We start from the raw sequence: 21,998 nt of genomic DNA, 5'->3' as shown, positions 1-21,998 counted from the left end.
AGCCGCCATGATCCTGCTTATCGATAACTATGATTCCTTTACCTGGAACCTCTACCAGTATTTTTGTGAACTGGGCGCGGAAGTGCAGGTCCGGCGCAATGATGCGCTGACGCTGGCGCACATTGACGCTTTGAACCCGCAAAAAATCGTTATCTCTCCTGGCCCCTGTACGCCGAATGACGCTGGCATTTCACTGGCGGTCATCCGCCATTATGCCGGACGTATTCCGATGCTGGGCGTTTGCCTGGGTCATCAGGCGATGGCGCAGGCCTTTGGCGCGTCGGTGGTGCGGGCAGCGAAAGTGATGCACGGTAAAACGTCACCTGTTACGCATAATGGACAGGGCGTGTTTCGGGGATTGCCCAGCCCGTTAACCGTGACACGTTACCACTCGCTGATTGTCGACCCTGCCACGTTGCCTGAGTGTTTTGAGATCACCGCCTGGAGCGAAACGCAGGAGATTATGGGCATTCGCCACCGCGAGTGGGATCTGGAAGGCGTGCAGTTCCACCCGGAAAGTATTCTCAGCGAACAAGGACACGCTCTGCTGGAAAATTTCCTCCGGCGTTGATTTGTGGTTGCTATTGAGTGATTTTTTATTCATATTTTGTGATTATAATTTCAATGGCATTTCTACTTAACCGGGTGGTAATGATATGGCAACTGAACAAACGGCTATTACGCGCGCAACTTTTGATGAGGTAATTCTGCCTGTTTATGCACCGGCGGACTTTATTCCGGTCAAAGGTAAAGGCAGCCGCGTATGGGATCAGCAGGGCAAAGAGTATATCGATTTCGCCGGCGGGATTGCAGTGACTGCGCTGGGCCATTGCCATCCGGCACTGGTCGAGGCGCTGAAATCCCAGGGGGAAACCTTGTGGCATACCAGTAACGTTTTTACCAATGAACCGGCGTTACGTCTGGGACGTAAACTGATCGACGCCACGTTTGCCGAGCGCGTGCTGTTTATGAATTCCGGCACCGAAGCGAACGAAACCGCTTTTAAACTGGCGCGTCATTATGCCTGCGTGCGCCATAGCCCGTTCAAAACGAAAATCATTGCCTTCCATAACGCCTTTCATGGCCGTTCCTTGTTTACCGTCTCTGTAGGCGGGCAGCCGAAATATTCCGACGGCTTTGGGCCGAAACCCGCCGATATTATTCACGTTCCCTTCAACGATCTTCATGCGGTGAAAGCGGTGATGGATGACCACACCTGCGCGGTGGTGATCGAGCCGATTCAGGGTGAAGGCGGCGTGCAGGCGGCTACACCGGAATTCCTCAAAGGGTTACGCGACCTGTGTGACGAGCATCAGGCGTTGCTGGTGTTTGATGAAGTGCAGTGTGGGATGGGGCGCACCGGAGACCTGTTTGCCTATATGCACTACGGCGTCACGCCGGATATCCTCACCAGCGCCAAAGCGTTAGGCGGCGGTTTTCCAGTGAGCGCCATGCTGACCACGCAGGAGATCGCCTCGGCCTTCCATGTCGGTTCGCATGGTTCAACCTATGGCGGTAATCCGCTGGCCTGTGCGGTGGCTGGCGCGGCATTCGATATTATTAATACGCCAGAGGTACTACAAGGCATTCACACTAAGCGGCAACAGTTTGTGCAACATTTGCAGGCGATTGACGAGCAATTTGACATTTTCAGCGATATTCGCGGCATGGGGCTGCTGATTGGCGCGGAACTGAAGCCGAAGTACAAAGGTCGGGCGCGCGATTTTCTGTACGCAGGCGCGGAGGCCGGCGTGATGGTGCTCAATGCCGGAGCCGACGTGATGCGTTTTGCCCCGTCGCTGGTGGTGGAAGAGGCGGATATCAATGAAGGAATGCAGCGCTTTGCGCAGGCGGTAGGGAAGGTGGTGGCCTGATGGCGGATTGCCGGATAAGCGTAGCGCATCCGGCAGTCGGTCTTAACTTTTTGTATCCCGTAGCCGCTTACTCAGCCAGATACCGTGATGCGGACGCTGACGCCAGGCCATCGACGAAATGGTGTGCATGGTGTTCAGATGGCCAATGATGCGCTGTAAATGTTGTTCCAGAGTGCTCAATAAGCCATGTGACGGCATGTCCGGCGACTCCAGAATATTGACATCGCCGGAGCCGCCTGGCCTGTCGTACTCCAGGCGCTGCTGGCAGCGCTGAATCGCAATCTCGCAAGATTCCAGATAGCGCTGCGCCAGATCAGGCGTCAGCATGGTGTGTTCCCGCGCCAGCGTCGTCATAGCGTTGATATGCTCGACAATAAACTGGCTGTGCGTGACCCACAGTTTCATATCCGACAGATAGTGGGTATTGAATCCCGGTTCCTGCATTGCCTGATTTAACGAGTTGAATAACGTGTTATGCGCCTGGTTGACCCGCATTCTTTGATAAGCGAGCGGGGTGGCCTGCGGATCGTTACTGAGGATCAGTCGGATAGCTTCTTGATCGGCTTCCAGCGCATCATGGGCGTTTTTACGTAATAGCCCGCTTTGCCATTGCGGCCACAGCCAGACCATGCCGCCAAAGGCAATTAAACAGCCAATCAGCGTATCGATCAGCCTCGGCACAATAAACTGCTCTCCGTTTAACGTCAGTAACTGGATGGTGTATACCGCCGTCACCGTAAAGCCGACCGTCGCCCAGCCGTAGTTTTTACGAATAATCAGATAACTTGCCAGCGTTAGTACCAGCATGACCGCCAGCGTAATGCTTTCGGGAATATGTAAGTGCAGCGTGACGCCGGCAATCACCAGGCCGACCAGCGTTCCGACCGAACGGTGCAGAATACGTACGCGCGTCGCGCCATAGCCGTTTTGGGTGACAAACAGCACTGTCATGAGTATCCAGTACGGTTTAGGCAGGTGCAACGCGCTGCCCATCAGACTGGCGATGCTCATCATCACGCTGATGCGTCCGGCGTTGCGTAGCGCCGGTGATTTAAGAGACATATAATTTTTCAGCGCCGGAAGTAGCGGCAGACGACGCTGTTTATCGGCCATCAGGTCGCGGGCATACAGCGGCCGCTGAGTACGCAGCACACGGGCGATTCGACTGAAGTGCCAATAGCAGAACTGGCCTACCGGATTTTCAGGATGCTGATTAGCGATCTTCTCCAGAGCGCCAATCTGTTTTTCCATGGAGAAGCGCGTCGGCAGACGATGATAAAGAATGTCATCCGCCAGCACGCGCAGACGGGCGGCGACCGTTTGCGCATTCCAGCGAATCACCTCTTCCGCATGGCTGCGTTCTACCAGTTTCTGTACCTCTTCCGGCTGATGCAAGCTGACGGAGATGTGCTCCTGCAAATCCATCGCTTCCTGAAAAGCCCGCAGTAGACGCTTGTAATCATTATTGTTGTGCGCCGAAAGCATATGCATCTGTTGGTAACACTGGGTAATGAGATCGACCGCTTTTTGCTGGCGTATCAGCAGGGGAGGCAGCGCTTTTTCCGGATCGATATGTTGGGTGAGCAGGCTGTATTTCGCTTCGCAATAATCGGCCAGTTCACGGTATAACAAACTCAATGACTCGCGCAGCGGCTGTTCGCGCCATAGCCAGAACCAAAACCAGTTAAACACGCCGTACCATAGCGTGCCCAGCGCATAAATGAGCAGCGGCTCCCAGACGGGCATGTATCCCGCAAGGCTCAGGGTAAAGATGGCGGCAATCAGCGACGCTGGCAGTAACCGCGCGTGAAGCGGGCTAATTTCCGCCGTCACGCCAAGCACCAGCGTGAGCCCGGTCAGGATCAACGGCAGGGGGATGGATTCCGCCAGCAGAAGTTGCGTTACCAGACTGCATCCGGCGAACAGCGACGCGCCGATGATCAGGCGTTTAAAAAAGCGTTTGTGCGGGGTATCCAGACCTGCAATGTTGCAGCAGGCGGGAACGAGAGAGAAAAGCAAGCCCAGGTGTAGCTGGCCTATCAATAAACCAACAGCCACAGGCAGGCACAGCACCAGCGTTTGCCGTAGTGCGTAATTAATCTCTGGGTGATAAATCAGTCTTCGCCACATCGATGCAAACAAAAATGGCGCATGATAAAACGCGCCATTCTGACGGAATTAACGGGTGCCGTAGACGACGATGGTCTTGCCATGCGCGGAGATCAGGTTTTGATCTTCCAGCATTTTCAAAATACGACCAACGGTTTCGCGGGAGCAGCCGACGATTTGGCCGATTTCCTGACGGGTGATTTTGATCTGCATCCCATCCGGGTGCGTCATGGCATCGGGCTGTTTCGCCAGATTCAGCAGCGTCTGAGCGATACGCCCGGTGACGTCAAGGAAGGCGAGGTTACCTACTTTTTCAGAGGTGACTTGTAAGCGACGAGCCATCTGGGAAGAGAGGCGCATCAGAATATCCGGGTTGACCTGGATTAATTGGCGAAATTTTTTGTAGGAAATTTCAGCGACCTCACATGCGGTTTTCGCACGTACCCAGGCGCTGCGTTCCTGGCCTTCTTCAAACAGGCCCAGTTCACCAATAAAATCACCCTGATTCAGATAAGAAAGGATCATTTCTTTCCCTTCTTCATCTTTGATCAGCACTGCCACGGAGCCTTTAACGATGTAGTACAGCGTTTCTGCTTTTTCACCCTGGTGAATCAGCGTGCTCTTTGACGGGTACTTATGAATGTGGCAATGAGACAAGAACCATTCAAGAGTCGGGTCTGTTTGCGGTTTGCCAAGCACCATGCGCGGTTATCCTCTGTTATAAGCTGTCTCCAGAGCCAGAAAACGGCACTGTCTCTGGGGTTGCAAAAATATACTTCCCGCTACCTGGGAAGGGGGCTACGAAAATAGATTGTAGCCTGTAATGTGATGTCCTCTGCATACATGCAGTACGTCAATGTATTACTGTAGCATCTTGTCTGTTTTAGCATAGCTTTCGCCGTGTGTCTCCTGGTGTCTCGCTTCAGCATGACCCAGGTCGCCTTCCATTGCGACTTTTGTTGTATGCGCGTAATCTTTCAGGAAAATTGAAACATTGGAGTTACGAAATATGCAAGCGCGTGTAAAGTGGGTTGAAGGGCTCACGTTCCTCGGAGAGTCCTCCTCCGGCCACCAGATTTTAATGGATGGCAACTCCGGTGACAAAGCGCCGAGTCCGATGGAGATGGTATTAATGGCGGCTGGCGGATGTAGCGCTATTGATGTGGTATCAATCCTGCAAAAGGGCCGTCAGAATGTCACCAACTGCGAAGTGAAGCTGACATCCGAGCGCCGGGAAGACGCGCCGCGCCTGTTTACGCACATTAATCTGCATTTTATCGTTACCGGCAGCGATCTGAAAGAGGCTGCCGTCGCGCGCGCTGTCGATCTCTCCGCGGAAAAATATTGCTCGGTGGCGCTAATGCTGGAAAAAGCGGTCAATATTACCCATTCGTATGAAGTGATTGCGGCGTAACACGTGATGCCGGATGGCGGCGTGGCTTTATCCGGCCTACCCGTTTTTATCTCGTAGGCCCGATAAGCGTAGCGCCATCGGGCATTTCAACGCGGTTATTCGATTTTTTTGCCTTCCATTAATCGTTGCACCAGCGGCAACATAATCAGCTCCATCGCCAGCCCCATTTTGCCGCCCGGCACCACTAATGTATTAATGTGAGAAATAAACGAGCCCTGGAGCATCGCCAGGAGCCAGGGAAAATCGATCCCTTCCAGATTGCGGAAATGGATCACCACAAAACTCTCATCCAGCGAGGGAATACCCTTTGCGGCGAACGGATTGGACGTGTCGACGGTCGGTACGCGCTGGAAGTTGATATGGGTACGCGAGAACTGCGGCGTAATGTAATTGATGTAGTCGTCCATGGAACGCACCACGGAATCCATCACCGCTTCACGGGAGTGTCCGCGCTCGCTGGTGTCGCGAATCAGTTTCTGAATCCACTCGAGGTTGACGATAGGCACCACGCCAACCAACAGATCAACATGACGCGCGACATCATGTTGCGGGGTGACGACGCCGCCGTGCAGTCCTTCATAAAACAGCACATCGGTCGGTTCGGGAAGCGGCTGCCAGGGCGTAAACGTGCCGGGAACCTGATTCCACGGTACGGCTTCATCATAGGTATGCAGATATTTACGCGACTGGCCTTTACCCGTCTGCCCGTACTCAATAAAGGTATGTTCCAGTAGGCTGAAGTCATTGGCTTCAGGCCCGAAATAGCTGATATGCCGCCCGGCGTCACGCGCTTTGCGGATCGCCATGTCCATTTCCGGGCGGGTGTAACGATGAAAACTGTCGCCTTCCACCTCGGCGGCGTGCAGATTTAACTGCGCGAAAATTTTACGAAACGCGAGGCTGGTGGTGGTGGTCCCCGCGCCGCTTGACCCTGTTACTGCTATCACCGGATGTTTGGCTGACATGGCAACTCCATGATTGAGCTTTAGTAATAATGTATTGTCGGCAAAGGCGTTTTATTCGCGAAACTGCTTTTTCGGCATAATATTGACCGTTTCATGTAATTCAGACCATACCAGCACAGCCTCGCCGGATTGCAGTTGGCGTTTTACGTCAGCGACTTTTTGTTCAAGCGAACGTTCATGTTCACCATAATCGGTGCCTTCGCGCAACACAAAGCTTTCGATCAGGTTGTCCAGCGTGTCGGGGGCGAGCCCCTGCCAGGGAATGATCATGATGACGCCTCCAGGTACGTTGTCAGCCAGTCAGGAATTCGGCGTTCCAGCCACATTTCAGGGCGCAGCGGCGTACCGCCGATAAATCCTACGTGTCCGCCATGCTCAGTTAGCTGATACTCCACCTGCGGGGGCAGATCTTCCGCTTTAGGGATCACATGATGATCCATAAACGGATCGTCTTTAGCGTGAATAATCAGCGTCGGTTTAGCAATCTGGTTAAGCAACGGCATGGCGCTACACTGACGATAGTAGTCGATGGCGTCGGCAAAGCCGTGAATTTTCGCGGTGATCAGGTCGTCAAACTCACGAATTCGGCGCATTGATTTCAGTTGCGTCAGATTCACCGGCAGCGACCCGGGATACGCCGCCAGCTTGCGTGACGCATTCGCTTTTAACAGATTAAGCAAATAACGCTGATAGATGCGGGAAAACCCTTTGTCCATGTGGTAGCTACAGGCTTCGAGAACAAAGGGCGCAGAAACAATCACCGCCGCCTCGATGGGAATATCGCGGCCTTCTTTCGCCAGCAGGCACGCCAGCATATTACCGCCGAGCGAATAGCCCACGGCGGCTGTCGGAACGGCGCCGAACTCCCGCTGTAGCCAGCGTAAAAACCAGGCTCCGTCCTCCGTTTCACCGGAGTGGTAAATACGATTCAGACGGTTGGGTTCGCCGCTACAGCCGCGAAAGTGCATCACCACGCCCAGCCAGCCGCGCTTTTGCGCCGCCTCAATCAGCCCGTGGGCATAGGGGCTGTTCAGGCTGCCTTCCAGACCGTGAAAGACCACCAGCCGCGGTTTATGCTTTGCCTGTTGCGGTTCTTCGCTCCATGCCAGATCGACAAAATCGCCGTCCGGTAGCTCCAGCCGCTGCCAGTGGGCGTTGAACTTCACTTTGCGGCGGATTAAGCGCGGCAGCATAGTTTGTAAATGGCGATTACGAATGCCACGCATGGGAATAAATTCATGCGAGTCATTGACAGGCGGGGTCATTTCTGTGGACGTGATCTCAACCATAGCACCAGAACAATTGATAATTGGAAACAATACTATACCGCGCATAAGGTTCACAGATTAGTCAATATGTGATTTTACGTTCAATTGGTCGTCTGGCGAAATAAAATTGCGCCTCATTTCACCAGAGGGGGCGGTATGCAAGGCGCGCGCAATACCCCACAGAAATCGCGTGAACCTCTGCATCAGCCGAATTAATCGTGGTAGTGTGGCAACACGATAGTTATGCGACTCAAGGAGAAGGCATGTCGAAAACACTTTTACAGATCCATTTTAACTTTAGCGGCCCTTTTGGCGAGGAGATGACTCAGCAACTGGTCGGGCTGGCGGAGTCTATCAATGAGGAGCCGGGCTTCATCTGGAAAATCTGGACAGAAAGCGAGAAAAACCAGCAAGCTGGCGGCATTTACTTGTTTGAATCCGAAGAAACGGCGCAGGCTTATATTAAAAAACACACTGCGCGTCTGAAAAATCTTGGCGTTGATGAGGTGACGTTTACATTATTTGGCGTGAACGACGCGCTGACGAAAATAAATCACGGCAACCTTTGCCGCTAAATCACATAACGCAGGCTTCTGTTCCGGTGCTGCCGGCCGCAACGGTAATCTTTATACCGGGGCGAGTACCGAAGAGGCCTTTATGGACGAACAGCGGACCACGAACGTTCTCTTCCAGCGTGTGCAGCGCCTCGGCGGTGCGGGCGATGTTACCCTTCTCCACAAACATCATGAAGATGGTGAGCTTGCGGAAGGTAATGTCATCGGTGATTGACAGGTTCATCGCCCGCCCCGCGCGTTAGAGCCTATCCCAGTAGGCGTAATTGTTGAAGCCAGTTTGGGGCAGGACAGCGCGCAGAAACCGGAGCGTACACATAGTACGTGAGGATTTCGAGCACTGCCCGGCCCTAAAATGGCGAATAAAATAGCCTAATGGGATAGGCTCTTAGTCGTTCTGCATCATCTGCTCAAGCTGCTCCTGCGCCTCAAGCCATGCCATTTCACATTCTTCCAGCCCGGATTTGGCGCTGGCCTGCAGTTGCAGACACTCGGTCATCTCCGCTTTACGGCTGGGGTCATACAGGCTGCTGTCGCCGAGCTTCTCTTCCGCCTGCGCTAACTGGGCGTTGAGCTTTTCCATCTCTTTTTCCAGACGGGTAATCTCTTTACGCAGCGGCTGCGTCAGAGTGCGTAGCTCGGCTTCGCGACGCTTCTGATCTTTGCGTGACTGGGCGCTGTTGGCGTTGTTTTCCTTCGGCGCGTCGTCGGCCTGGTTTTCCTGCTTCTGCACGTCACTCAGCCACTGCTGATAATCTTCCAGGTCTCCGTCGAACGGTTCGACCTTTTTGTCGTGAACCAGATAGAGGTCGTCAGTGGTGGAGCGAATCAGGTGGCGGTCGTGCGACACGACGACCAATGCGCCTTCGAAATCAATCAGCGCTTCGGTGAGCGCCTGGCGCATGTCGAGATCCAGGTGGTTGGTCGGTTCATCGAGCAACAGCAGATTTGGACGCTGCCAGACAATCAGCGCCAGCACCAGGCGCGCTTTCTCGCCGCCGGAGAAACGTTGCGTCTCTTCCGTTACTTTGTCGCCCTGGAAACCGAAGCCGCCGAGATAGTCGCGCAGCTTCTGCTCCAGTTCCTGCGGCGCCAGACGCGCCATATGCTGCAACGGGGATTCATCGGCGCGCAGGAACTCCAACTGGTGCTGGGCGAAGTAGCCGAGCTTAATGCCTTTGGCGAGGCCGATTTCACCGTGCAACGGTTCCAGTTCGCCCGCCAGCAGCTTGATCAGCGTCGATTTCCCCGCGCCGTTGCGGCCCAGCAGGCCGATACGCGAGCCGGGCACCAGGTTCAGCTTGATGGATTCCAGAATGATGCGATCGCCATAACCTGCGCTGACTTTTTCCATTTTCAGCAGCGGGTTCGGCAGGCTTTCCGGCGCGCGGAAGCTGAAATGGAACGGGTTGTCGACATGAGCCGGCGCAATCAGCTCCATACGCTCCAGCATCTTGATACGGCTTTGCGCCTGCTTGGCCTTGGTGGCCTTGGCGCGGAAACGGTCGATGTAGCTTTGCAGATGCGCCACACGCTCCTGCTGACTCTCATACATCGCCTGCTGCTGCGCCAGGCGCGTGGCGCGCTGAACTTCAAACGCGCTGTAGTTACCGGTGTACTCGAACAGAGTCTGCTGTTCGATATGGATAATTTTATCCACTATCGGGTCAAGAAAATCGCGATCGTGGGAGATCAGAATCAGGGTGCCTGGATAGCTCTTCAGCCATTTTTCCAGCCAGATAACGGCATCCAGATCGAGGTGGTTGGTCGGTTCGTCGAGCAGCAGTAAATCGGAACGGCAAATCAGCGCCTGGGCCAGGTTAAGGCGCATCCGCCAGCCGCCGGAAAAGTCGCTGACCGGACGTTCCAGCTGATCGTTAGAGAAGCCGAGACCGTGTAGCAGGCTGGCGGCGCGCGAACGAACGGTCCATGCGTCGATGGCGTCCAGCTTGCCATGTATGGAGGCGATAGCATGTCCGTCGTTACGTTCGTTGGCGTCGTTAAGCTGCGCCTCCAGATGCCGGTATTCACGGTCGCCGTCAATGACATACTCAATCGCTGGCTGAGGCAACGCAGGTGTTTCCTGATTCACCCACGCTAATTGCCAGGTTCCGGGCAGGGTAAAACTCCCGGCATCGGCGCTGATTTCATTTTTTAGCAATGCCAGCAGGGTAGATTTACCGCAGCCGTTTTTACCCACCAGGCCGACTTTCTGGCCTGGATTAATGGTAGCCGAGGCATTGTCCAGTAGGACGCGCACGCCGCGACGAATTTGTAACGAGGAGAAAACAATCATAAGGCGCCGTATGTTCAGACTATGTTAATTTATCATTATGATAATGTAATATTCGGGCGTACCGCCGCGCTGGAGCGCAATGGTAGCTCAAAACAACAACGATACACAAAATCATTCAGGCCGCCTTTGGTGAGGGACAAGAATATCTCTCATTAATCCCCAGCGGCGGACATAGAGTACGTTTCTGAGTTGAACAAACGCTATCAACGTAGAAGCGGCCTGAAGAATGGCATGTATCGACCCAAAACAACCGGGAGGGGGATTGATGTCTCAGCCAGCGAAAGTCTTGCTGTTGTATGCCCATCCGGAATCTCAGGACTCGGTTGCTAACCGGGTACTGCTTAAACCGGCCATACAGCACAATAACGTAACCGTGCACGATCTTTATGCGCGCTATCCTGATTTTTTTATCGACACGCCCTATGAACAAGCCCTGTTACGTGAGCACGACGTCATTGTTTTTCAGCATCCCCTTTACACCTATAGCTGTCCGGCTTTACTGAAAGAATGGCTTGATCGCGTTTTGAGTCGGGGGTTCGCCAGCGGACCAGGGGGAAACCAACTGGTGGGAAAGTACTGGCGTAGCGTGATTACGACCGGCGAGCCGGAGAGCGCTTACCGGTATGACGCGCTAAACCGCTATCCAATGAGCGATGTACTCCGCCCTTTTGAACTGACCGCGGCCATGTGCCGGATGCACTGGATGCCGCCCATTATTGTGTACTGGGCGCGCCGCCAGTCGCCGCAGACGCTGGCCAGTCATGCGAAAGCCTATGGCGAGTGGCTGGCGAATCCTGTGAGCGCGGGAGGCTATTGATGGAAGGTGCTGATTTATTGACCGCGGGAGTGTTGTTCCTCTTCGCGGCGGTGGCGGCGGTGCCGTTAGCCGCCAGGCTGGGCATCGGCGCGGTGCTAGGGTATTTGCTGGCGGGAATCGCGATTGGTCCGTGGGGGCTGGGATTTATCAGCGACGTTGACGAGATCCTGCACTTTTCCGAACTGGGCGTCGTGTTTCTGATGTTTATCATTGGTCTCGAACTCAATCCGTCCCGGCTTTGGCAACTGCGGCGCTCTATCTTCGGCGTCGGCGCTGCTCAGGTGCTGTTAAGCGCGGCGGTGCTGGCGGGATTATTGATGCTTGCTGATTTCTTATGGCAGGCGTCGGTCGTCGGCGGGATTGGCCTGGCGATGTCTTCGACGGCGATGGCGCTACAACTGATGCGCGAGAAAGGCATGAACCGTAGCGAGTCCGGGCAGTTAGGGTTTTCCGTCTTGCTGTTTCAGGATTTAGCGGTGATCCCCGCGCTGGCGTTGGTGCCTTTACTGGCGGGATCGGCCGACGAGCATTTCGACTGGTTTAAAGTGGCAATGAAGGTATTGGCCTTCGCGGTAATGTTGATTGGCGGCCGCTACCTGTTGCGCCCGGTATTTCGTTTTATTGCTGCGTCCGGCGTGCGGGAGGTCTTCACTGCCGCGACGCTGTTGCTGGTGTTGAGCGCCGCCTTATTTATGGATGCGCTGGGACTGTCGATGGCCCTGGGAACCTTCATTGCCGGCGTTTTACTGGCAGAGAGCGAATACCGGCATGAGCTGGAAAACGCTATCGATCCCTTTAAAGGTTTACTGCTTGGGCTGTTCTTTATCTCCGTCGGTATGTCGCTAAATCTCGGCGTACTTTATACCCATTTACTGTGGGTGGCGGCGAGCGTTGTTATTCTGGTCGTCATAAAAATGCTGACGCTGTATCTGCTGGCGCGGTTATATGGAATAAGAAGTTCTGAACGGATGCAGTTTGCCAGCGTGCTGAGCCAGGGGGGCGAGTTCGCTTTTGTGCTCTTTTCTACCGCCTCTTCTCAGCGCCTGTTTCAGGGCGATCAGATGGCGTTATTATTGGTGACTGTCACGTTATCAATGATGACCACGCCGCTACTGATGAAAGGGATTGATAAGTGGTTATCGCGCCGCCTTAATGGCCCGGAAGAGAATGATGAAAAGCCGTGGGTTGAGGATGATAAGCCCCAGGTAATTGTCGTCGGCTTTGGCCGTTTTGGTCAGGTGATCGCTCGCTTATTGATGGCGAATAAGATGCGTATCACCGTGCTGGAACGCGATATCGGCGCCGTTAATCTGATGCGCAAATATGGTTATAAAGTGTATTACGGCGACGCTACACAAGTCGAGCTGCTGCGTTCTGCGGGCGCGGAAGCGGCGGAGTCGATAGTCATCACGTGTAATGAACCGGAAGACACGATGAAGCTGGTGGCGCTGTGTCAGCAGCATTTTCCTCATCTGCATATTCTTGCGCGAGCGCGTGGACGTGTGGAGGCCCATGAGTTATTACAGGCTGGCGTCACGCAGTTTTCCCGTGAAACGTTTTCCAGCGCGCTGGAATTGGGACGTAAAACTCTGGTGTCGTTAGGTATGCATCCGCATCAGGCGCAACGCGCGCAGTTGCATTTTCGCCGGCTGGATATGCGAATGTTGCGGGAGCTGATCCCGGAGCATAGCGACATGGTACAGATTTCGCGCGCCAGAGAGGCCCGACGCGAACTGGAGGAGATTTTTCAGCGCGAAATGCAACAGGAACGGCGCCAGTTGGATGGCTGGGATGAATTTGAGTAGGGGTAAAACAATGGCAATCCGTAAACGTTTTATTGCAGGCGCGAAATGTCCGGCCTGTCAGGCGCAGGATACAATGGCGATGTGGCGTGAAAATAATGTCGATATTGTTGAATGCGTTAAGTGCGGGCATCAAATGCGGGAAGCGGATAAAGACGTCCGCGAGCATGTTCGCAAAGAAGAGCAAGTGATCGGGATTTTTCATCCGGACTAGCGATATGCCGCAGGTTTTTTTAAGCTAAGGGGTACACGGCTGCAGAATTCCGCTACAATCTGCGCCACTATTCTTCCCATGCTCAGGAGATATCATGAAAGTAGCAAAAGACCTGGTGGTCAGCCTGGCCTATCAGGTACGTACAGAAGACGGTGTGTTGGTTGATGAGTCTCCGGTGAGTGCGCCGCTGGATTACCTGCACGGTCACGGCTCCCTGATCTCTGGTCTGGAAACCGCGCTGGAAGGCCATGAAGTTGGCGACAAATTTGATGTCGCTGTTGGCGCGAACGACGCTTACGGTCAGTATGACGAAAATCTGGTGCAGCGTGTGCCTAAAGACGTCTTTATGGGCGTTGATGAACTGCAGGTAGGGATGCGTTTCCTGGCGGAAACCGACCAGGGCCCGGTACCGGTAGAGATTACCGAAGTGGAAGACGATCACGTTGTGGTTGATGGTAACCACATGCTGGCGGGCCAGAATCTGAAATTTAACGTAGAAGTTGTTGCGATTCGTGAAGCGACTGAAGAAGAACTGGCTCACGGTCATGTTCACGGCGCGCACGATCACCACCACGATCACGGTGAAGATGGCTGCTGTGGCGGTCATGGTCATGACCATGGTCACGAGCACGGCGGCGAAGGCTGCTGCGGCGGTGGTGGTAAAGGCGGCTGCGGTTGCCATTAATCCCCGTCGTCTTTCAAGCCACCGCGGTGTTGGCTACGCTTTCAAACCCCGGTCACATAGTTATCTATGCTCCCGGGGAATTTTCAAGCTTGCCGCCTTGCTGTGACTCGAAATCCTTAGGGTATTATCATTGGTTCGATAAATCATCGGGCACAAAAAAAGCGGGTTATCCCCGCTTTTTTTTCGTCTCAATAATGCGGCGGCGGCGTTTCTTCTGCCTGAGAGGCGATATTTGACGGCTGACTGGCTTTTAACTTTTCCGTGAGCAAACGCAGATGATCGCGCAGCTTCGCCATCTCCATTTCATGTGCGGTTACCGTCAGGTTTAGTTCTTCTATGGTAATCTCCTGGAACGCCAGACGGCTTTCCAGTTCAGCCAGACGAGCTTCCATCGTGATATCCTGCATGATGTACCTCTTTATGTTGTCTCCGTCGGCGGATTCTACTTAACTTTACCGGCTTTCACAGCAACCATTACGCGCCCTACGAAACTAATTTAAACAAAAAGAGTCTGAAAAGAAGTGATAATAGGGCGTGTTCGTATGTTGATTTGTTCTGCAACGATTTATAGTACGCTTCTTACGTAAGTTAACATGGGGCGAGATGCCCCGGCCCTGGAGATATGGATGAAATCACTGTTTAAAGCCACGCTGCTGGCAACTACGATGGCCGTTGCTATGCACGCACCGATCACTTTTGCTGCTGATGCGGCGAAACCGGCAGCTACCGCTGATAGCAAAGCAGCATTTAAAAACGACGATCAAAAAGCGGCTTATGCGCTGGGCGCCTCGCTGGGTCGTTACATGGAAAATTCGCTTAAAGAGCAGGAAAAGTTGGGCATCAAACTGGATAAAGATCAGTTGATTGCCGGCGTTCAGGATGCCTTTGCCGATAAGAGCAAACTGTCCGATCAGGAAATTGAGCAAACGCTGCAGACGTTTGAAGCACGTGTGAAGAGCGCTGCTCAGGCGAAGATGGAAAAAGACGCTGCCGATAACGAAGCAAAAGGTAAAACGTTCCGCGACGCTTTTGCTAAAGAGAAAGGCGTGAAAACCTCCTCTACCGGTCTGCTTTACAAAGTAGAGAAAGAAGGCACAGGCGAAGCGCCGAAAGATAGCGATACCGTTGTGGTGAACTACAAAGGTACGCTGATCGACGGTAAAGAGTTTGATAACTCTTACACGCGCGGCGAACCGCTCTCCTTCCGTCTGGACGGCGTTATCCCTGGCTGGACTGAAGGCCTGAAAAATATTAAGAAAGGCGGCAAGATCAAGCTGGTTATCCCACCGGCGCTGGCCTACGGTAAAACGGGCGTTCCGGGTATCCCGGCGAACTCCACCCTGGTATTCGACGTAGAGCTGCTGGATATCAAACCAGCGCCGAAAGCGGATGCTAAACCTGCCGATGCGGCTGACGCTAAAGCCGCAGATGCTGCTAAAAAATAAAAACTGAGAGCCGCCGCTTGTAATAGCGGCGGTTTTTTTATTCAGGCTGGATATATTACTCACCATAATTTGATTTGCGGATAACGGCGCTTGCGCTGGTCGTTAAGGGCGAGACCGTAGGCTGAATGACCGCCAACGCACACGTAGTCTGAAATAGACGAGCAAATTAGTACTGGAAAGATGAACCCTCACTGTATTAATTTAATCATCCGCGTAAATAATGAGCCTGCCCTGAAAACATAACGACAGGCTCCTGAAAAGGAGTGTTTTTTTTCATGTCCAGGTCGCTTTTAACCAACGAAACCAGTGAACTTGATTTGCTGGATCAGCGTCCCTTCGAGCAAACCGACTTCGATATTCTGAAATCCTACGAAGCGGTAGTGGACGGGTTAGCGATGCTTATAGGTTCCCATTGTGAAATCGTATTGCACTCTTTGCAGGATCTAAAATGTTCTGCCATTCGTATTGCCAATGGCGAACATACGGGCCGTAAAATTGGCTCGCCGATTACCGACCTGGCGTTGCGTATGTTGCACGACATGACAGGGGCGGACAGTAGCGTGTCGAAATGCTATTTCACGCGCGCGAAAAGCGGTGTCTTGATGAAGTCGTTGACGATTGCCATTCGCAACCGCGAGCAGCGCGTCATTGGTCTACTGTGCATCAACATGAATCTTGATGTGCCATTTTCACAGATTATGAATACCTTTATTCCGCCGGAAACGCCGGAAGTCGGCTCAGCGGTTAATTTTGCCTCCTCAGTCGAAGATTTAGTCACCCAGACGCTGGAGTTCACGATCGAAGAAGTGAATGCCGATCGTAATGTCTCTAACAATGCGAAAAATCGTCAGATCGTCCTTAACTTGTACGAAAAAGGCATTTTCGATATTAAAGACGCCATTAACCAGGTAGCCGATCGTCTGAATATCTCAAAACACACGGTTTACCTCTATATTCGCCAGTTCAAAAGCGGCGATTTTCAGGGGCAGGATAAATAATGCGTTATGCCATTATGGTCACCGGGCCGGCATATGGCACCCAGCAGGCCAGCAGCGCATTGCAGTTCGCCCACGCGCTGCTCAATGAGGGGCATGAGTTAGCCAGCGTCTTTTTCTATCGGGAAGGGGTCTATAACGCCAATCTCCTGACCTCGCCGGCGAGCGATGAATATGATCTGGTACGCGCCTGGCAGAAATTGAATACGCAGCATGGCGTAGCGCTGAACATCTGTGTCGCGGCGGCGCTTCGTCGCGGTATTATTGATGAAACTGAAGCCGGCAGACTGTCGTTGCCGTCCGCCAATCTTCAGCCGGGCTTTACGCTAAGCGGCCTGGGCGCGCTGGCGGAGGCATCTCTCACCTGCGATCGGGTGGTGCAGTTTTAATGAAACGTATTGCATTTGTCTTTTCCACCGCGCCGCACGGCAGCGCCTCAGGCCGTGAAGGACTGGATGCGCTGCTGGCGACGTCAGCGCTAACGGAAGCGCTGGGCGTCTTTTTTATCAGCGACGGCGTCTTTCAGTTATTACCGGGACAAAAACCAGACGCTGTGCTGGCGCGTGACTATATTGCTACTTTCAAGCTCTTTGATTTGTACGATATTGATCAATGCTGGATCTGCGCGGCATCGCTGCGCGAGCGTGGTCTGGAAAACGTTAATTTTGTGGTAGACGCCACGCCGCTGGAACCCGTGGCGTTACGCCGCGAGCTTGGCAACTATGATGTCATCCTGAGATTCTGAGGCGTTTATGCTGCATACCTTACCTCATTGCGCTTCGAGCGTTGATTTTCCCGCTTTGCTGCGCCTGCTAAAAGAGGGCGATGCGCTTTTGTTGCTCCAGGATGGCGTTACCGTCGCGATTGAAGGTAACCGCTTCCTTGAAAGTCTGCGCGATGCCCCCATAACGGTCTATGCCTTGAAAGAAGATATTGACGCCCGTGGCCTGGGTGGTCAAATTTCAGACAGTGTCGTCAGGGTTGACTATACTGAGTTTGTCAGACTCACGGTTAAGTATGCCAACCAGATGGCCTGGTGATGGCGGGATCGTTGTATATTTCTTGACACCTTTTCGACACCGCCCTAAAATTCGGCGTCCTCATATTGTGTGAGGGCGTTTTATTACGTGTTTACGAAGCAAAAGCTAAAACCAGGAGCTATTTAATGGCAACAGTTAACCAGCTGGTACGCAAACCACGTGCTCGCAAAGTTGCGAAAAGCAACGTGCCTGCGCTGGAAGCATGCCCGCAAAAACGTGGCGTATGTACTCGTGTATATACTACCACTCCTAAAAAACCGAACTCCGCACTGCGTAAAGTTTGCCGTGTTCGTCTGACTAACGGTTTTGAAGTGACTTCCTACATCGGTGGTGAAGGTCACAACCTGCAGGAGCACTCCGTGATCCTGATCCGTGGCGGTCGTGTTAAAGACCTCCCGGGTGTTCGTTACCACACCGTTCGTGGCGCGCTTGACTGCTCCGGCGTTAAAGACCGTAAGCAAGCTCGTTCTAAGTACGGCGTGAAGCGTCCTAAGGCTTAATGGTTCTCCGTTAAGTAAGGCCAAACGTTTTAAATTAATGTCAAACTAAACTCGTAGAGTTTTGGACAATCCTGAATTAACAACGGAGTATTTCCATGCCACGTCGTCGCGTCATTGGTCAGCGTAAAATTCTGCCGGATCCGAAGTTCGGATCAGAACTGCTGGCTAAATTTGTCAATATCCTGATGGTAGATGGTAAAAAATCTACTGCGGAATCAATCGTATACAGCGCGCTGGAGACCCTGGCTCAGCGTTCTGGTAAATCTGAACTGGAAGCTTTCGAAGTCGCTCTCGAAAACGTTCGCCCGACTGTAGAAGTTAAATCCCGCCGTGTAGGTGGTTCTACTTATCAGGTACCAGTTGAAGTCCGTCCGGTCCGTCGTAATGCTCTGGCAATGCGTTGGATCGTAGAAGCTGCTCGTAAACGCGGTGATAAATCCATGGCTCTGCGCCTGGCGAACGAACTTTCTGACGCTGCAGAAAACAAAGGTACTGCAGTTAAGAAACGTGAAGACGTTCACCGTATGGCAGAAGCCAACAAGGCGTTCGCACACTACCGTTGGTAATCCCTTCGGAGTCATAGTCACCAGGCGGGCGCTTCAGGTAAGTCGCCCGTTTTGGATAACTTAACTGAACGCCTAAAGATATCAACGAGGAATCAAATGGCTCGTACAACACCCATCGCACGCTACCGTAATATCGGTATCAGTGCGCACATCGACGCCGGTAAAACCACTACTACCGAACGTATTCTGTTCTACACCGGTGTAAACCACAAAATCGGTGAAGTTCATGACGGCGCAGCTACCATGGACTGGATGGAGCAGGAGCAGGAGCGTGGTATTACTATCACCTCCGCAGCGACTACTGCATTCTGGTCTGGTATGGCTAAGCAGTATGAACCGCATCGCATCAACATCATCGACACCCCGGGGCACGTTGACTTCACTATCGAAGTAGAACGTTCCATGCGTGTTCTCGATGGTGCGGTAATGGTTTACTGCGCAGTTGGTGGTGTTCAGCCGCAGTCTGAAACCGTATGGCGTCAGGCAAACAAATACAAAGTTCCGCGCATTGCGTTCGTTAACAAAATGGACCGCATGGGCGCGAACTTCCTGAAAGTTGTTGGTCAGATCAAAACCCGTCTGGGCGCGAACCCGGTTCCGCTGCAGCTGGCAATTGGTGCTGAAGAAGGTTTCACCGGCGTTGTTGACCTGGTGAAAATGAAAGCCATCAACTGGAACGATGCCGACCAGGGCGTTACCTTCGAATACGAAGATATCCCGGCTGACATGCAGGACCTGGCTAACGAATGGCACCAGAACCTGATCGAGTCCGCCGCAGAAGCTTCTGAAGAGCTGATGGAAAAATACCTGGGTGGTGAAGAACTGACTGAAGAAGAGATCAAACAAGCTCTGCGTCAGCGCGTTCTGAACAACGAAATCATCCTGGTAACCTGTGGTTCTGCATTCAAGAACAAAGGTGTTCAGGCGATGCTGGATGCGGTAATTGATTACCTGCCATCCCCGGTAGACGTACCTGCGATCAACGGTATTCTGGACGACGGTAAAGATACTCCGGCTGAGCGTCACGCAAGCGACGACGAGCCGTTCTCTGCGCTGGCGTTCAAAATCGCTACCGACCCGTTTGTGGGTAACCTGACCTTCTTCCGTGTGTACTCCGGTGTGGTTAACTCTGGTGATACCGTACTGAACTCCGTGAAAACCGCACGTGAGCGTTTCGGTCGTATCGTTCAGATGCACGCCAACAAACGTGAAGAGATCAAAGAAGTTCGCGCGGGCGACATCGCGGCTGCTATCGGCCTGAAAGACGTGACTACCGGTGACACCCTGTGTGATCCGGAAAACCCGATCATTCTGGAACGTATGGAATTCCCTGAGCCGGTAATCTCCATCGCGGTAGAACCGAAAACCAAAGCTGACCAGGAAAAAATGGGTCTGGCTCTGGGCCGTCTGGCGAAAGAAGACCCGTCATTCCGCGTATGGACTGATGAAGAATCTAACCAGACCATCATCGCTGGTATGGGTGAACTTCACCTGGATATCATCGTTGACCGTATGAAGCGTGAATTCAACGTTGAAGCTAACGTGGGTAAACCTCAGGTTGCTTACCGCGAAGCGATTCGCGCGAAAGTTACCGACATCGAAGGTAAACACGCGAAACAGTCTGGTGGTCGCGGTCAGTATGGTCATGTTGTTATCGACATGTACCCGCTGGAGCCGGGCTCTAACCCGAAAGGTTACGAGTTCATCAACGACATCAAAGGTGGTGTAATTCCTGGCGAATACATCCCGGCCGTTGATAAAGGCATCCAGGAGCAGCTGAAATCTGGCCCGCTGGCGGGTTATCCGGTAGTTGATCTCGGTGTGCGTCTGCACTTCGGTTCTTACCATGACGTTGACTCCTCTGAGCTGGCGTTTAAACTGGCTGCGTCTATCGCCTTTAAAGAAGGCTTTAAGAAAGCAAAACCAGTTCTGCTTGAGCCGATCATGAAGGTTGAAGTAGAAACACCTGAAGAGAATACCGGTGACGTTATCGGCGACCTTAGCCGCCGTCGTGGTATGCTCAAAGGTCAGGAATCTGAAGTTACAGGCGTTAAGATCCACGCTGAAGTACCGCTGTCTGAAATGTTCGGATATGCAACTCAGCTGCGTTCTCTGACCAAAGGTCGCGCATCGTACACTATGGAATTCCTGAAGTATGATGATGCGCCGAACAACGTTGCTCAGGCCGTAATCGAAGCCCGTGGTAAATAAGCCGCAGGGTTAAAAACCAAAATCCCGTGCTCTCTCCTGAAGGGGAGAGCGCTATAGTAAGGAATATAGCCGTGTCTAAAGAAAAATTTGAACGTACAAAACCGCACGTTAACGTCGGCACCATCGGCCACGTTGACCACGGTAAAACTACCCTGACCGCTGCAATCACTACCGTACTGGCTAAAACCTACGGCGGTGCTGCTCGTGCATTCGACCAGATCGATAACGCGCCGGAAGAAAAAGCGCGTGGTATCACCATCAACACTTCTCACGTTGAATACGATACCCCGACCCGCCACTACGCACACGTAGACTGCCCGGGGCACGCCGACTATGTTAAAAACATGATCACTGGTGCTGCTCAGATGGACGGCGCGATCCTGGTTGTTGCTGCGACTGACGGCCCGATGCCGCAGACCCGTGAGCACATCCTGCTGGGTCGTCAGGTAGGCGTTCCGTACATCATCGTGTTCCTGAACAAATGCGACATGGTTGATGACGAAGAGCTGCTGGAACTGGTTGAAATGGAAGTTCGTGAACTTCTGTCTCAGTACGACTTCCCGGGCGACGACACTCCGATCGTTCGTGGTTCTGCTCTGAAAGCGCTGGAAGGCGACGCAGAGTGGGAAGCGAAAATCATCGAACTGGCTGGCTTCCTGGATTCTTACATCCCGGAACCAGAGCGTGCGATTGACAAGCCGTTCCTGCTGCCGATCGAAGACGTATTCTCCATCTCCGGTCGTGGTACCGTTGTTACCGGTCGTGTAGAACGCGGTATCATCAAAGTGGGCGAAGAAGTTGAAATCGTTGGTATCAAAGAGACTCAGAAGTCTACCTGTACTGGCGTTGAAATGTTCCGCAAACTGCTGGACGAAGGCCGTGCCGGTGAGAACGTAGGTGTTCTGCTGCGTGGTATCAAACGTGAAGAAATCGAACGTGGTCAGGTACTGGCTAAGCCGGGCACCATCAAGCCGCACACCAAGTTCGAATCTGAAGTGTACATTCTGTCCAAAGATGAAGGCGGTCGTCATACTCCGTTCTTCAAAGGCTACCGTCCGCAGTTCTACTTCCGTACTACTGACGTGACTGGTACCATCGAACTGCCGGAAGGCGTAGAGATGGTAATGCCGGGCGACAACATCAAAATGGTTGTTACCCTGATCCACCCGATCGCGATGGACGACGGTCTGCGTTTCGCAATCCGTGAAGGCGGCCGTACCGTTGG

Annotated in this window: 25 protein-coding genes; 17 read left to right on the top strand and 8 right to left on the bottom strand. The window is 53.1% G+C overall.

Features of this window, described 5'->3' with window-relative positions; genetic code table 11:
- Nucleotides 1-7: 7 nt before the first annotated feature.
- Both pabA and ABVN36_RS16890 read left to right on the top strand, forming a co-directional pair.
- Nucleotides 8-571: an aminodeoxychorismate synthase component 2 gene (pabA, locus tag ABVN36_RS16895; protein ID WP_000601879.1), complete on the top strand. Its 564-nt coding sequence runs from the start codon at nt 8-10 to the stop codon at nt 569-571.
- Nucleotides 572-656: 85 nt separating this feature from the next.
- Nucleotides 657-1,874 (top strand): aspartate aminotransferase family protein, encoded by a 1,218-nt coding sequence (locus tag ABVN36_RS16890; protein ID WP_023138253.1) that lies wholly within the window; start codon nt 657-659, stop codon nt 1,872-1,874.
- Between the two features lie 42 nt (nt 1,875-1,916).
- Here ABVN36_RS16890 and ABVN36_RS16885 read toward each other — a convergent pair whose 3' ends face one another.
- Together ABVN36_RS16885 and crp are read right to left on the bottom strand one after the other, a co-directional pair.
- Nucleotides 1,917-4,004: a YccS/YhfK family putative transporter gene (locus ABVN36_RS16885; protein ID WP_000269312.1), complete on the bottom strand. Its 2,088-nt coding sequence runs from the start codon at nt 4,002-4,004 to the stop codon at nt 1,917-1,919.
- Between the two features lie 48 nt (nt 4,005-4,052).
- Nucleotides 4,053-4,685 (bottom strand): cAMP-activated global transcriptional regulator CRP, encoded by a 633-nt coding sequence (gene crp, locus ABVN36_RS16880; protein WP_000242758.1) that lies wholly within the window; start codon nt 4,683-4,685, stop codon nt 4,053-4,055.
- Nucleotides 4,686-4,992: 307 nt separating this feature from the next.
- Here crp and ABVN36_RS16875 point away from each other — a divergent pair, with 307 nt between their 5' ends.
- Nucleotides 4,993-5,397 (top strand): OsmC family protein, encoded by a 405-nt coding sequence (locus ABVN36_RS16875; protein WP_001148919.1) that lies wholly within the window; start codon nt 4,993-4,995, stop codon nt 5,395-5,397.
- Between the two features lie 95 nt (nt 5,398-5,492).
- On the opposite strand, the gene ABVN36_RS16870 is transcribed toward ABVN36_RS16875, so the two are convergent.
- The 3 genes from ABVN36_RS16870 to ABVN36_RS16860 are packed head-to-tail and all read right to left on the bottom strand — an operon-like array spanning nt 5,493 to nt 7,696.
- Nucleotides 5,493-6,362, bottom strand: coding sequence for a phosphoribulokinase (locus tag ABVN36_RS16870; protein WP_001274690.1), 870 nt, complete (start codon nt 6,360-6,362; stop codon nt 5,493-5,495).
- Between the two features lie 51 nt (nt 6,363-6,413).
- Nucleotides 6,414-6,632, bottom strand: a complete 219-nt coding sequence (locus ABVN36_RS16865) for a YheU family protein (RefSeq protein WP_000586568.1) — start codon at nt 6,630-6,632, stop codon at nt 6,414-6,416.
- Complete coding sequence (locus tag ABVN36_RS16860) at nt 6,629-7,696, bottom strand: hydrolase (RefSeq protein ID WP_077908605.1); 1,068 nt, start codon at nt 7,694-7,696, stop codon at nt 6,629-6,631. Before ABVN36_RS16860 ends, ABVN36_RS16865 begins: the two co-directional genes overlap by 4 nt.
- A gap of 197 nt (nt 7,697-7,893) precedes the next feature.
- Between ABVN36_RS16860 and ABVN36_RS16855 the strand changes: the two genes are divergently transcribed.
- A complete protein-coding gene (locus ABVN36_RS16855; RefSeq protein ID WP_000047690.1) occupies nt 7,894-8,205 on the top strand; it encodes a monooxygenase in 312 nt (103 codons plus the stop codon).
- 1 nt (nt 8,206) lies between these two features.
- On the opposite strand, the gene ABVN36_RS16850 is transcribed toward ABVN36_RS16855, so the two are convergent.
- Both ABVN36_RS16850 and ABVN36_RS16845 read right to left on the bottom strand, forming a co-directional pair.
- A complete protein-coding gene (locus tag ABVN36_RS16850; RefSeq protein ID WP_023138255.1) occupies nt 8,207-8,428 on the bottom strand; it encodes a LysR family transcriptional regulator in 222 nt (73 codons plus the stop codon).
- Nucleotides 8,429-8,590: 162 nt separating this feature from the next.
- Nucleotides 8,591-10,498, bottom strand: a complete 1,908-nt coding sequence (locus tag ABVN36_RS16845; RefSeq protein ID WP_000634756.1) for an ABC transporter ATP-binding protein — start codon at nt 10,496-10,498, stop codon at nt 8,591-8,593.
- 265 nt (nt 10,499-10,763) lie between these two features.
- Here ABVN36_RS16845 and kefG point away from each other — a divergent pair, with 265 nt between their 5' ends.
- The 4 genes from kefG (at nt 10,764) to slyD (ending at nt 14,016) form a co-directional block, all read left to right on the top strand.
- Nucleotides 10,764-11,315: a glutathione-regulated potassium-efflux system ancillary protein KefG gene (kefG, locus tag ABVN36_RS16840; RefSeq protein WP_000081820.1), complete on the top strand. Its 552-nt coding sequence runs from the start codon at nt 10,764-10,766 to the stop codon at nt 11,313-11,315.
- A complete protein-coding gene (kefB, locus tag ABVN36_RS16835; RefSeq protein WP_023138256.1) occupies nt 11,315-13,120 on the top strand; it encodes a glutathione-regulated potassium-efflux system protein KefB in 1,806 nt (601 codons plus the stop codon). Before kefG ends, kefB begins: the two co-directional genes overlap by 1 nt.
- A gap of 10 nt (nt 13,121-13,130) precedes the next feature.
- On the top strand, nt 13,131-13,331 hold the full coding sequence (locus ABVN36_RS16830; protein ID WP_001007735.1) for a YheV family putative zinc ribbon protein: 201 nt from the start codon (nt 13,131-13,133) through the stop codon (nt 13,329-13,331).
- Nucleotides 13,332-13,425: 94 nt separating this feature from the next.
- On the top strand, nt 13,426-14,016 hold the full coding sequence (gene slyD / locus ABVN36_RS16825; RefSeq protein ID WP_000861341.1) for a peptidylprolyl isomerase: 591 nt from the start codon (nt 13,426-13,428) through the stop codon (nt 14,014-14,016).
- 188 nt (nt 14,017-14,204) lie between these two features.
- Here the strand turns inward: slyD and ABVN36_RS16820 are convergent, their stop codons facing one another.
- On the bottom strand, nt 14,205-14,423 hold the full coding sequence (locus ABVN36_RS16820; protein WP_001152701.1) for a protein SlyX: 219 nt from the start codon (nt 14,421-14,423) through the stop codon (nt 14,205-14,207).
- Between the two features lie 219 nt (nt 14,424-14,642).
- On the opposite strand from ABVN36_RS16820, the gene fkpA reads away from it, so the two are divergent.
- From fkpA to tuf, 9 genes are all read left to right on the top strand, one after another.
- Complete coding sequence (gene fkpA / locus ABVN36_RS16815; RefSeq protein WP_000838225.1) at nt 14,643-15,461, top strand: FKBP-type peptidyl-prolyl cis-trans isomerase; 819 nt, start codon at nt 14,643-14,645, stop codon at nt 15,459-15,461.
- A gap of 275 nt (nt 15,462-15,736) precedes the next feature.
- Nucleotides 15,737-16,459, top strand: a complete 723-nt coding sequence (locus ABVN36_RS16810) for a transcriptional regulator (RefSeq protein ID WP_000091471.1) — start codon at nt 15,737-15,739, stop codon at nt 16,457-16,459.
- Nucleotides 16,459-16,845, top strand: coding sequence for a sulfurtransferase complex subunit TusD (gene tusD, locus ABVN36_RS16805; protein ID WP_023138257.1), 387 nt, complete (start codon nt 16,459-16,461; stop codon nt 16,843-16,845). Before ABVN36_RS16810 ends, tusD begins: the two co-directional genes overlap by 1 nt.
- Complete coding sequence (gene tusC, locus ABVN36_RS16800; protein WP_000820705.1) at nt 16,845-17,201, top strand: sulfurtransferase complex subunit TusC; 357 nt, start codon at nt 16,845-16,847, stop codon at nt 17,199-17,201. The genes tusD and tusC overlap by 1 nt, the downstream gene beginning before the upstream one ends.
- A 7-nt stretch (nt 17,202-17,208) precedes the next feature.
- On the top strand, nt 17,209-17,496 hold the full coding sequence (tusB, locus tag ABVN36_RS16795; protein WP_000903400.1) for a sulfurtransferase complex subunit TusB: 288 nt from the start codon (nt 17,209-17,211) through the stop codon (nt 17,494-17,496).
- A gap of 125 nt (nt 17,497-17,621) precedes the next feature.
- Nucleotides 17,622-17,996, top strand: coding sequence for a 30S ribosomal protein S12 (rpsL, locus tag ABVN36_RS16790; protein ID WP_000246815.1), 375 nt, complete (start codon nt 17,622-17,624; stop codon nt 17,994-17,996).
- Nucleotides 17,997-18,091: 95 nt separating this feature from the next.
- Nucleotides 18,092-18,562: a 30S ribosomal protein S7 gene (gene rpsG / locus ABVN36_RS16785; RefSeq protein ID WP_001138043.1), complete on the top strand. Its 471-nt coding sequence runs from the start codon at nt 18,092-18,094 to the stop codon at nt 18,560-18,562.
- A 96-nt stretch (nt 18,563-18,658) separates the two neighbouring features.
- A complete protein-coding gene (gene fusA, locus ABVN36_RS16780) occupies nt 18,659-20,773 on the top strand; it encodes an elongation factor G (protein WP_000124693.1) in 2,115 nt (704 codons plus the stop codon).
- 71 nt (nt 20,774-20,844) lie between these two features.
- A partial coding sequence (gene tuf, locus ABVN36_RS16775) for an elongation factor Tu (protein ID WP_108629465.1) occupies nt 20,845-21,998 on the top strand: 1,154 nt, incomplete at its 3' end.

Origin of the sequence: Salmonella sp. SJTUF15581, assembly GCF_043356775.1 — a bacterium.
Taxonomy (GTDB): domain Bacteria; phylum Pseudomonadota; class Gammaproteobacteria; order Enterobacterales; family Enterobacteriaceae; genus Salmonella; species Salmonella enterica.
Note: the sequence above shows the minus strand (reverse complement) of the source record. Positions and strands in the feature narration are given on the sequence as shown.

Bases quoted from the DNA above. Each gene is read 5' to 3' on its own strand.
- pabA (WP_000601879.1), top strand. From the start codon at position 8: ATGATCCTGCTTATCGATAACTATGATTCCTTTACCTGGAACCTCTAC.
- ABVN36_RS16890 (WP_023138253.1), top strand. From the start codon at position 657: ATGGCAACTGAACAAACGGCTATTACGCGCGCAACTTTTGATGAGGTA.
- ABVN36_RS16885 (WP_000269312.1), bottom strand. From the start codon at position 4,004: ATGTGGCGAAGACTGATTTATCACCCAGAGATTAATTACGCACTACGG.
- crp (WP_000242758.1), bottom strand. From the start codon at position 4,685: ATGGTGCTTGGCAAACCGCAAACAGACCCGACTCTTGAATGGTTCTTG.
- ABVN36_RS16875 (WP_001148919.1), top strand. From the start codon at position 4,993: ATGCAAGCGCGTGTAAAGTGGGTTGAAGGGCTCACGTTCCTCGGAGAG.
- ABVN36_RS16870 (WP_001274690.1), bottom strand. From the start codon at position 6,362: ATGTCAGCCAAACATCCGGTGATAGCAGTAACAGGGTCAAGCGGCGCG.
- ABVN36_RS16865 (WP_000586568.1), bottom strand. From the start codon at position 6,632: ATGATCATTCCCTGGCAGGGGCTCGCCCCCGACACGCTGGACAACCTG.
- ABVN36_RS16860 (WP_077908605.1), bottom strand. From the start codon at position 7,696: ATGCGCGGTATAGTATTGTTTCCAATTATCAATTGTTCTGGTGCTATG.
- ABVN36_RS16855 (WP_000047690.1), top strand. From the start codon at position 7,894: ATGTCGAAAACACTTTTACAGATCCATTTTAACTTTAGCGGCCCTTTT.
- ABVN36_RS16850 (WP_023138255.1), bottom strand. From the start codon at position 8,428: ATGAACCTGTCAATCACCGATGACATTACCTTCCGCAAGCTCACCATC.
- ABVN36_RS16845 (WP_000634756.1), bottom strand. From the start codon at position 10,498: ATGATTGTTTTCTCCTCGTTACAAATTCGTCGCGGCGTGCGCGTCCTA.
- kefG (WP_000081820.1), top strand. From the start codon at position 10,764: ATGTCTCAGCCAGCGAAAGTCTTGCTGTTGTATGCCCATCCGGAATCT.
- kefB (WP_023138256.1), top strand. From the start codon at position 11,315: ATGGAAGGTGCTGATTTATTGACCGCGGGAGTGTTGTTCCTCTTCGCG.
- ABVN36_RS16830 (WP_001007735.1), top strand. From the start codon at position 13,131: ATGGCAATCCGTAAACGTTTTATTGCAGGCGCGAAATGTCCGGCCTGT.
- slyD (WP_000861341.1), top strand. From the start codon at position 13,426: ATGAAAGTAGCAAAAGACCTGGTGGTCAGCCTGGCCTATCAGGTACGT.
- ABVN36_RS16820 (WP_001152701.1), bottom strand. From the start codon at position 14,423: ATGCAGGATATCACGATGGAAGCTCGTCTGGCTGAACTGGAAAGCCGT.
- fkpA (WP_000838225.1), top strand. From the start codon at position 14,643: ATGAAATCACTGTTTAAAGCCACGCTGCTGGCAACTACGATGGCCGTT.
- ABVN36_RS16810 (WP_000091471.1), top strand. From the start codon at position 15,737: ATGTCCAGGTCGCTTTTAACCAACGAAACCAGTGAACTTGATTTGCTG.
- tusD (WP_023138257.1), top strand. From the start codon at position 16,459: ATGCGTTATGCCATTATGGTCACCGGGCCGGCATATGGCACCCAGCAG.
- tusC (WP_000820705.1), top strand. From the start codon at position 16,845: ATGAAACGTATTGCATTTGTCTTTTCCACCGCGCCGCACGGCAGCGCC.
- tusB (WP_000903400.1), top strand. From the start codon at position 17,209: ATGCTGCATACCTTACCTCATTGCGCTTCGAGCGTTGATTTTCCCGCT.
- rpsL (WP_000246815.1), top strand. From the start codon at position 17,622: ATGGCAACAGTTAACCAGCTGGTACGCAAACCACGTGCTCGCAAAGTT.
- rpsG (WP_001138043.1), top strand. From the start codon at position 18,092: ATGCCACGTCGTCGCGTCATTGGTCAGCGTAAAATTCTGCCGGATCCG.
- fusA (WP_000124693.1), top strand. From the start codon at position 18,659: ATGGCTCGTACAACACCCATCGCACGCTACCGTAATATCGGTATCAGT.